The organism is Rhodococcus sp. EPR-147 (assembly GCF_001647185.1).
Lineage (GTDB): Bacteria > Actinomycetota > Actinomycetes > Mycobacteriales > Mycobacteriaceae > Rhodococcoides.
In genome coordinates this window covers 1-3,840 of record NZ_LVCU01000329.1, presented here as the reverse complement: position 1 = coordinate 3,840, position 3,840 = coordinate 1, and the positions used below count along the sequence as shown (strand labels likewise).

Genomic DNA, 3,840 nt, shown 5'->3' with positions numbered 1-3,840 from the left:
CGGCATACTGGCGACGCCTCCGCCCTACGCACACACCTCGGCGGAAGAGACCTATCAGTACTACCGAAGCGTCAGCACCGCAACATCGTTGCCGTTCATGGCCTACAACTGGCCACGTGGCGTTGCGGTCGACATGGGGACCTCACCCGACCTGTTCTCTCGACTGGCCGACCTGGAGAACGTCGTCGCGATCAAGGACAGCACCGGTGATTGGCTCGCCATGCTCGACACCGTCGAGGCCGTGTCCGATCGCGTCCGTGTATTCGGGAGCTTCCTGCATCGACGCGGCCTTGCCACGCTGCTCGAGCTGGGTGGGGACGGCAACATCGACGGCGGTGGGGTGGGCGCGCCCTTCGCGGTGCCGTTCTACGAGGCCGTCGCTGCACGTGACGCCGACACCGCGCGCATGTGGGTCGATCGTTATCGCGCGTTCTCTGGTCGGCTCATCGCGTCCGACTACAGCGGCGTGTACGCCTCCCCCATCCCCCAGTTGAAGGCCGTGATGAACCTTCTCGGCCAACCGGGAGGCACCGTGCGCGAACCGCTGTTGCCGGTCACCGACGCCGACACGCTTGCCTCGCTGCAATCGGTCATCGTCGAATCGGGTATCGACGATGCCTACGCGACCGCAGGAGCTGTCCATGCGGTCTGAGGTCGACGTTGTTGTCATTGGAGCCGGAATCGTAGGTGCAGCAACGGCTCTCGCCCTCACTCGCGCGGGATCCCGCGTTGCTGTGCTCGATCGCACCCTACCCAACACCGCCGGCTCCGGTACGACTGCGGGCAACCTGCACATCCAGACCATCCATACGCGCAGGCCCGGGCAGGGCACAGCCGTCGATGTAGAACAGCTGCTTCCACTGCAGAAATCGACGAGCTCGCTGTGGAACACACTGGACGAGACGGTGCCCGGTCTCGGGCTGAACCGGTGCGGCGGGTTCATGGTGGCCGAAACCGAGGAGCAGGTCCACGCCCTCATCGCGAAGCACCGATGGGAACGAGCTGCGGGGATCCCGACGGAGGTACTGAGCGGCGACGAGGCTCGACAGGCGCTACCGCTGCTCGGCCCGAGCGTTCAGGCCGCAACCTGGTGTCCGTGGGACGGATTCGCAGAACCCGACCTCGCCGGTCCTGCCCTGTTACGTCAGGCCGTGGCCGAAGGAGCGTCTGTACATCCGTCGACACCGGTCACCGGATTGGCCCGCGACGGTGATGTCTGGACAGTGAGCACCAACGGTGGAACGTGGATTGCACCCGTAGTGATGGACGTTGCAGGTCCGTGGATGGCTCCGATCGCGGCTATGGCGGGGGTATCGCTCGATCTCGTCCCGACCTCGTTGCAGATGCACTCGCTCGATGCCGCACCTCTGACACTCGAAGTGCTGGTGCAGCACGTCGGTGAGGGAATGTCGATCAAACAGGACCGAACGGGACGCCTCGTCCTCGGCGGCGGTTGGCCAGCAGGTGCGTTCCACGACAGCGAGACGGCCCCGAGCAGATCCGACAGCACCACAGGAAATCTGGAGCAGGTTCGACGGCTTCTGCCTGCGCTCGCCCGGAATGCGCTACTCGATACCTGGACCGGCCCCGTGGTCACCACCCCCGACGAGATGCCGGTCATCGGCGAACTCGCCGCAGCCCCAGGCCTCTTCGTGGCCGGCGGCACCTACTCCTTCACCTTCGCGCCACTGTGGGGGCAGGTTCTCTCGGCCCTGGCGCGAGGCACCGAACCCGAGGTCGACGTATCCGCGTTCTCCCCGGACCGTCTCGTCCGTCTTCACACTCACTGAAAGAGGGCTTCACATGGCACTGGTCACGATGTTCGTCAACGGACAAGCGATGTCCGGCGGCACCCTGAACGACGCATTGCACAAGGCGCGATTGGTCGGGAAAGTCGACACCGCCCCGAAATACCGCTTCTTCTCCGTGCGCGACGAATTTCCCGGTCTTCATCCGGTCACAACCGACGGATTCGTAGTACCGGGCGAGCTGTACGAGGTCGAGTACGACGTACTACGCGACGAGCTCCTTCCCAGGGAACCGAAGGAACTCGAACTCGGCGTCATCGAGTTGGCCGACGGCTCGGGCTCCCTGTCGATGCGCATGCGTGAGAGCTATCTGACGGCCACGGGCGTCACCGACATCAGTGATCGCGGAGGATGGCTGACCTACCTCGCGAGCACACGATGAAGGTCGTGCGCGGCGGAACGATCGTCGAATCCCATTGGGCCGCTGCGGCAGATCTGCTCATCGACGACGGCAGAGTCGTTGCGGTGCTCAACCCAGGGAGCGAGGTCGACGCGGCAGCGGAGGTCATCGACGCAACCGGGAAACTGGTCATGCCGGGTGGAGTCGATCCGCACTGCCACGTCGGGTTCACCTCCGGCGAATTCACCTCTCTCGACTCGTACCTGGAGTGCACGACGGCGGCCGTCTTCGGCGGCACCACCACGATCATCGACTTCGCTATCCCGCGTCCCGGTCAACAGCCGCTCAACGCTGCCGAGGTGCAGCGAGCGAAAGCGTCGAGCGGACTGTGCGATTCGGCTCTGCACGCCTGCGTCGTCGAGTGGACCGACACCACCGCCGACCAACTGAAAACACTGGCAGACGGCGGTATTCGGACGGTCAAGATGTTCACCACCTACGCCGGTGAGACGATGGCGAACGAACACACCATCCTCAACACGATGCAGGCCACTCGCGATCTCGGCGGAATGGTCATCATCCACTGCGAGTCCGACGCGATCGTCACCGACGCGCAGAACCTCGCAGCCGTATCGGACGGAGTCGATGCCGCACACATGTCGCAGACGCGGCCGGAGCTCGCCGAGACTGCCTCGGTCGCCGCCATTCTCGCGATCGCCGAATCACAGAATGCGCCGGTCTATTTCGTGCATCAGTCGACTCCGGCTGCCGTCGAACTGGTCGCGGACGCTCGTAAGCGAGGGCTCGTCGCCTTCACCGAATCGGTCGCCCACCATCTGATCCTCGACGACTCGGCCTACGAGGGTGAACAACCCGAACGATTTGTCTGCTGCCCACCGCTGCGCTCGGCCGAGGTGGTCGAGGAACTCGGGCGACACCTGTTCACCGGGCACATCACCACCATCGGTTCCGACCATTGCTGCTACGACACCGCACAGAAGCAGGTGCACAGCCACGACGTGCGGCACATGCCCAACGGACTGCCCGGAGTCGAGACGCGTCTTCCGGTGATCTACTCGCACTATGTGGACGGATTGGGTCTGACTGCAAGCAGATTCGTGGAGTTGACCTCGTCGAATCCAGCGCGCACCAACGGCTTGTATCCCCGCAAGGGATCACTGATGCCGGGGTCCGACGCCGACATCGCCATCTGGGATCCCGAACTGGAATGGACGGTGACCACCGAAACACAGCACATGGCGACCGACTACACCCCCTACGAGGGACACCGACTTCGAGGAAAGCCGGTCACCGTGATCGTGGGCGGCGAGATTGTCGTCCACGACGGCGAACTCGTCGACGCCACTCCCCGCGGCCGACATCTCGAAGCGGCACCCCTCGACTTCAGCGGGGCATTCAGCATGTGAGGCCCGGACTTCTACCGTCGACGGGTTCGGCTGCCTCGACGTGGTGCTACTTCGGACTACTTATCGGCGAGAGCTACTGCCGCCGCCAGGTATTCACGTGCGTCTCGAAACGTCTGTGCGACCCCACGTCCCGCGATGGCGTGATACCGACTGATTCGGTCGTCATCGAGAGCCTCGAGGACGGTGCTGGAATCCGCGTGCATCCACCCGCCGTCCCGGACCAGTTCGTGGGCACGCTTGCCGTGCAGGGCCGAAATTCCCTCGA

The 3,840-nt window shown here is 64.2% G+C and carries 4 protein-coding genes and 1 pseudogene; 4 read left to right on the top strand and 1 reads right to left on the bottom strand.

Annotation, left to right across the window (positions count from 1 at the left end):
• From A2J02_RS15305 to hydA, 4 genes are all read left to right on the top strand, one after another.
• On the top strand, nt 1-652 hold a 652-nt coding region (locus tag A2J02_RS15305), incomplete at its 5' end, for a dihydrodipicolinate synthase family protein (RefSeq protein WP_068051027.1).
• Nucleotides 642-1,790 carry an NAD(P)/FAD-dependent oxidoreductase gene (locus A2J02_RS15300; protein ID WP_068051025.1) on the top strand — a complete coding sequence of 383 codons (1,149 nt, stop codon included), beginning with the start codon at nt 642-644 and terminating at the stop codon, nt 1,788-1,790. The genes A2J02_RS15305 and A2J02_RS15300, both read left to right, overlap by 11 nt.
• Before the next feature lie 13 nt (nt 1,791-1,803).
• Nucleotides 1,804-2,190, top strand: coding sequence for an allophanate hydrolase-related protein (locus A2J02_RS15295; protein WP_068051023.1), 387 nt, complete (start codon nt 1,804-1,806; stop codon nt 2,188-2,190).
• Nucleotides 2,160-3,575, top strand: a complete 1,416-nt coding sequence (gene hydA / locus A2J02_RS15290; protein ID WP_231893865.1) for a dihydropyrimidinase — start codon at nt 2,160-2,162, stop codon at nt 3,573-3,575. The genes A2J02_RS15295 and hydA overlap by 31 nt, the downstream gene beginning before the upstream one ends.
• A gap of 56 nt (nt 3,576-3,631) precedes the next feature.
• Here the strand turns inward: hydA and A2J02_RS15285 are convergent.
• Nucleotides 3,632-3,840 (bottom strand): annotated as a pseudogene (locus A2J02_RS15285) (phosphate acetyltransferase); the annotation flags it as partial.